This is a genomic window from Fundidesulfovibrio putealis DSM 16056 (genome assembly GCF_000429325.1).
Taxonomy (GTDB): domain Bacteria; phylum Desulfobacterota; class Desulfovibrionia; order Desulfovibrionales; family Desulfovibrionaceae; genus Fundidesulfovibrio; species Fundidesulfovibrio putealis.
Window position 1 is genome coordinate 1 of sequence record NZ_AUBQ01000027.1, and the last position, 5,264, is coordinate 5,264.

Genomic DNA, 5,264 nt, shown 5'->3' on the forward strand with positions numbered 1-5,264 from the left:
AATCCTGGCAGCGACCTACTTTCCCACCAGCGGTCCTGGCAGTATCATCGGCGATGGAGGGCTTAACTACCGAGTTCGGAATGGGATCGGGTGTACCCCCTCCTCTGGGGCCACCAGGAAATTCCTGATGATATTTAAGTCAATAAGGGAGGAACGCGTTATGTTTGGTTAAGCGAGTCAAGCCGAACGGGCTATTAGTACCGCTTAGCTGAATGTATCACTACACTTGCACTTGCGGCCTATCAACCAGGTAGTCTACCTGGGCCCTTCGGGGAGACCTAGTCTTGAGGCAAGTTTCCCGCTTAGATGCCTTCAGCGGTTATCTTTTCCGAACGTGGCTACTCTGCAATGCGGCTGGCGCCACAACAGACACACCAGTGGTTCGTTCACCCCGGTCCTCTCGTACTAGGGGCAAACCCTCTCAAGTCTCCTACGCCCACGGAAGATAGGGACCAAACTGTCTCACGACGTTTTAAACCCAGCTCGCGTACCACTTTAATCGGCGAACAGCCGAACCCTTGGGACCTGCTCCAGCCCCAGGATGTGATGAGCCGACATCGAGGTGCCAAACCGCATCGTCGATATGAACTCTTGGATGCGATCAGCCTGTTATCCCCGGCGTACCTTTTATCCTATGAGCGATGGCCCTTCCATGCGGGACCACCGGATCACTAAAGCCTACTTTCGTACCTGCTCGAGATGTCTCTCTCACAGTCAAGCTCCCTTATGCTTTTGCACTCAACGGCTGGTTTCCAATCAGCCTGAGGGAACCTTTGCGAGCCTCCGTTACAATTTGGGAGGCGACCGCCCCAGTCAAACTACCCGCCAGACAATGTCCTCCAGCCGGATAACGGCATGGAGTTAGATTCTTAGACATCCAAGGGTGGTATTTCAAGGTTGACTCCCCCCACGCTAGCGCGCAGAGTTCACAGTCTCCCACCTATCCTACACATCAATGCCCAAAAACCAATGTCAAGCTGTAGTAAAGGTGCACAGGGTCTTTCCGTCTTTCCGCGGGTAGACGGCATTTTCACCGCCACTTCAATTTCACTGAGCCTCCGGTTGAGACAGTGCGGAGATCGTTACTCCATTCGTGCAGGTCGGAACTTACCCGACAAGGAATTTCGCTACCTTAGGACCGTTATAGTTACGGCCGCCGTTTACCGGGGCTTCGATTCAAGGCTTCGCTTGCGCTGACCTCACCTCTTAACCTTCCGGCACCGGGCAGGAGTCAGTCCCTATACGTCGTCTTACGACTTCGCAGAGACCTGTGTTTTTAGTAAACAGTCGCCACCGCCATTTCTCTGCGGCCTCCTGATGCTTACGTAGCAAGTACTTCACATCTAGAGGCACCCCTTCTCCCGAAGTTACGGGGTCAATTTGCCGAGTTCCTTAACCGGAGTTCTCTCAAGCGCCTTGGGATATTCTCCCCGCCCACCAGAGTCGGTTTGCGGTACGGTTCGCTGAAGCTAAACTTAGAGGCTTTTCTCGACAGCATGGGATTAGTCACTTCAGACTATAAAGTCACGGCATCGCGTCTCGGCCGTATAGAGTGCGGATTTGCCTACACTCAAGCCTACATGCTTACACCTGCATCCAACAGCAGGATGACCTACCCTTCTGTGTCCCCTCATCGCACACTTCAACAAGTACAGGAATATTAACCTGTTTCCCATCAGCTACGCTTTTCAGCCTCGCCTTAGGGGCCGACTCACCCTGGGAAGATTAACTTTACCCAGGAAACCTTGGGCTTACGGCGAACGAGTTTCTCACTCGTTTTAACGTTACTCATGTCAGCATTATCACTTCTGATTAGTCCAGCGGGGTTTACACCACGCCTTCATCCCATCTCAGAACGCTCCCCTACCGATTGCACAAAGTGCAATCCCGCGGCTTCGGTGTTATGCTTAGCTCCGATACATTTTCGGCGCAACGTCGCTAGGCCAGTGAGCTATTACGCTTTCTTTAAAGGATGGCTGCTTCTAAGCCAACCTCCTGGATGTCTGAGCGACGTCACTTCCTTTCACACTTAGCATAAACTTGGGAACCTTAGCCGGCGATCTGGGCTCTTACCCTCTCGACCCTGGACCTTCGCACCCAGAGTCTGACTCCCGGACATCAACGGACGGCATTCGGAGTTTGATAGGGTTTGGTAACCTGGTGGGGCCCCTAGCCCTTTCAGTGCTCTACCTCCGTACGTCTAATCCGAGGCTATACCTCAATATATTTCGGGGAGAACCAGCTATCACCGAGTTTGATTGGTCTTTCACCCCTATCCACAAGTCATCCAAAAGGTTTTCAGCCCTAACTGGTTCGAGCCTCCACTCGGTTTTACCCGAGCTTCACTCTGCTCATGGATAGATCACTCGGTTTCGGGTCTACTCCCACGTACTAAAGCGCCCTATTCAGACTCGCTTTCGCTGCGGCTCCGTCATTTTAGACTTAACCTCGCACGTAAGAGTAACTCGCTGACTCATTATGCAAAAGGCACGCGGTCACACCCGAAGGTGCTCCCACCGCTTGTAGGCAATCGGTTTCAGGTTCTATTGCACTCCCCTAACAGGGGTTCTTTTCACCTTTCCCTCACGGTACTGGTTCACTATCGGTCGCTAAGGAGTATTTAGCCTTGGAGGATGGTCCCCCCAGATTCCCACGAGATTTCTCGGGTCTCGTGGTACTCGGGTACTGGCCACGCTGCTTTGGGTTTCGGGTACGGGGCTTTCACCCTCTATGACGAGCCTTCCCAGACTCTTCCCCTGCCTACTTGCAGATCGCTTATGCCAGCCCCACAACCCCGGATAGACGAATCTACCCGGTTTGGGCTCTTCCCTCTTCGCTCGCCGCTACTAGGGGAATCTCGTTTGATTTCTCTTCCTGCAGGTACTGAGATGTTTCACTTCCCTGCGTTCGCTTCTCCAAACCTATGAATTCAGTAAGGAGATGACTGGACATGACTCCAGCCGGGTTGCCCCATTCGGACACCCCCGGATCATAGCCTGTTTGACGGCTCCCCGAGGAATTTCGCAGCCAACCGCGTCCTTCATCGCCTCTTAGCGCCAAGGCATCCACCGATTGCCCTTATTATCTTGATTCGCGTACTAACTAAACGCGTTCCATCCCTTATTAAACTTTCAATGATCTACCGCCGTTTTTCCTCTCCCACACCTCACCATTATTATGGTGGAGGCGAACGGGATCGAACCGATGACCTCCTGCGTGCAAGGCAGGCGCTCTCCCAGCTGAGCTACGCCCCCATCTCCTGATGGTGGTGGGCCTGGAAAGACTTGAACTTTCGACCTCACGCTTATCAGGCGTGCGCTCTAGCCACCTGAGCTACAGGCCCTCGGCCGGCGGTTGCAAAGTACTCTGTCTCAATGGACAGGGTCCTTGCAATTAAATAGCGAGTCGGGTTCTTAACAGTAAAGGAGGTGATCCAGCCGCAGGTTCCCCTACGGCTACCTTGTTACGACTTCACCCCAATCATCAGCACTACCGTAGACGCCTGCCTCCTTGCGGTTAGCCCGGCGGCTTCGGGTAGAACCAACTTTCGTGGTGTGACGGGCGGTGTGTACAAGGCCCGGGAACGTATTCACCGCGCCATGATGATGCGCGATTACTAGCGATTCCAGCTTCATGCAGTCGAGTTGCAGACTGCAATCCGAACTGAGACGGACTTTTTGGGATTGGCTCCACCTCGCGGCTTCGCAACCCTTTGTATCCGCCATTGTAGTACGTGTGTAGCCCTGGGCGTAAGGGCCATGATGACTTGACGTCGTCCCCACCTTCCTCCCCGTTGACCGAGGCGGTCTCTCTAGAGTGCCCAGCCTTACCTGCTGGCAACTAAAGACAAGGGTTGCGCTCGTTGCGGGACTTAACCCAACACCTCACGGCACGAGCTGACGACAGCCATGCAGCACCTGTCACCGCGCTCCCCGAAGGGCACTTCCTCTTTTCGGAGGAATTCGCGGGATGTCAAACCCAGGTAAGGTTCTTCGCGTTGCATCGAATTAAACCACATACTCCACCGCTTGTGCGGGCCCCCGTCAATTCCTTTGAGTTTCAGCCTTGCGACCGTACTCCCCAGGCGGGATGCTTAATGCGTTAGCTGCGGCGCCGAAGATCGCTCCCCGACACCTAGCATCCATCGTTTACCGCGTGGACTACCAGGGTATCTAATCCTGTTTGCTCCCCACGCTTTCGTACCTCAGCGTCAGTACCTGTCCAGGTGGCCGCCTTCGCCACCGGTGTTCCTCCTGATATCTACGGATTTCACTCCTACACCAGGAATTCCGCCACCCTCTCCAGGACTCTAGTTCAACAGTATCAAACGCAGTTCCCCGGTTGAGCCGAGGGATTTCACGTCTGACTTATCAAACAGCCTACGCACGCTTTACGCCCAGTGATTCCGATTAACGCTTGCGCCCTCCGTATTACCGCGGCTGCTGGCACGGAGTTAGCCGGCGCTTCCTCTGAAGGTACCGTCAGGCCGGGAGGCTGTTCGACTCCCGGATGTTCTTCCCTTCTGACAGAGGTTTACGACCCGAAGGCCTTCTTCCCTCACACGACGTCGCTGCGTCAGGGTTTCCCCCATTGCGCAATATTCCCCACTGCTGCCTCCCGTAGGAGTCTGGACCGTGTTTCAGTTCCAGTGTGGCTGATCATCCTCTCAGACCAGCTACCCATCGTAGCCTTGGTGGGCCGTTACCCCGCCAACAAGCTAATGGGACGCGGACTCATCCCCAAGCGCAAGCTTTCATGAAGAGGCCTGCTTTGAACCCACGATGAAATGGATTGTTATACGGTATTAGCGGCGCTTTCGCACCGTTATCCCGAACTCAAGGGTAGATCATCCACGCGTTACTCACCCGTGCGCCGCTCTACTCAGAGACCGAAGTCTCCTTTCTCGCACGACTTGCATGTGTTAAGCACGTCGCCAGCGTTCAATCTGAGCCAGGATCAAACTCTCCAGTTTGAAATCCTTGTCTTGCTGAAACCCGCTTGATCCGAAGACCAAGGGGTGTGGCTGTCTTATTCACCCGACTCGCTATTTAATTGTCAAAGACCTTGTTCCGCGCCTTTCGTGCGGCGGAGGAGTTAACTACTCCCGCCCCGCGGCGCCGTCAACGATTATTTTCACTCTCGCCGACTTTTCTTCCCGCTGCCGTCGCGGCCCTCAGGGCCTCTTCGTCAGCGGAGGAGCTTTCTACTTCCAGGCGGCTCCCGTGTCAACAACTTCTTTCGAAGTCCGTCAACTTTTCCCGCCG

The 5,264-nt window shown here is 54.4% G+C and carries 2 tRNA genes and 3 rRNA genes; all 5 read right to left on the reverse strand.

What is annotated here, in order from left to right:
* Nucleotides 1–2 precede the first annotated feature (2 nt).
* The 5 genes from rrf to G453_RS0116710 all read right to left on the reverse strand — a co-directional run bounded on the left by rrf (nucleotide 3) and on the right by G453_RS0116710 (nucleotide 4,972).
* Nucleotides 3–118, reverse strand: a 5S ribosomal RNA gene (rrf, locus tag G453_RS0116690).
* Nucleotides 119–173: 55 nt separating this feature from the next.
* A 23S ribosomal RNA gene (locus G453_RS0116695) occupies nucleotides 174–3,092 on the reverse strand.
* A gap of 86 nt (nucleotides 3,093–3,178) precedes the next feature.
* Nucleotides 3,179–3,254 (reverse strand) — tRNA-Ala (locus G453_RS0116700).
* A gap of 12 nt (nucleotides 3,255–3,266) precedes the next feature.
* Nucleotides 3,267–3,343 (reverse strand) — tRNA-Ile (locus tag G453_RS0116705).
* A gap of 78 nt (nucleotides 3,344–3,421) precedes the next feature.
* Nucleotides 3,422–4,972 (reverse strand): 16S ribosomal RNA (locus G453_RS0116710).
* The 16S, 23S and 5S rRNA genes sit together here with 2 tRNA genes alongside, the layout of an rRNA operon.
* Nucleotides 4,973–5,264 lie beyond the last annotated feature (292 nt).